Annotated in this window: 1 protein-coding gene; it reads left to right on the forward strand. The window is 26.7% G+C overall.

Going from position 1 to position 206, the window contains the following annotated elements:
• Positions 1–206: IS3 family transposase (locus tag LQ693_RS13640; RefSeq protein ID WP_239703286.1), on the forward strand; the 206-nt coding region annotated here is incomplete at both ends.

The following is a 206-nucleotide window of genomic DNA, read 5'->3' on the forward strand; positions in this document are numbered from 1 at the left end:
AAGGTAATTGTCTAGATAATTCAGTTATGGAAAACTTTTTTGGGTTACTTAAACAAGAAATGTATTATGGCCAAGAATTTAAAGATTTTCAGGACCTTGAACAAGCTATTCATCAATATATCAATTTTTATAATAACGAAAGAATCAAATCAAAATTAAAAGGCTTATCTCCCAAAAATTACAGGAGACAAACCTTTGAAATAATA

This window comes from Mammaliicoccus sp. B-M6 (assembly GCF_022386965.1).
In the GTDB taxonomy this organism is placed as follows: domain Bacteria; phylum Bacillota; class Bacilli; order Staphylococcales; family Staphylococcaceae; genus Mammaliicoccus; species Mammaliicoccus sciuri_A.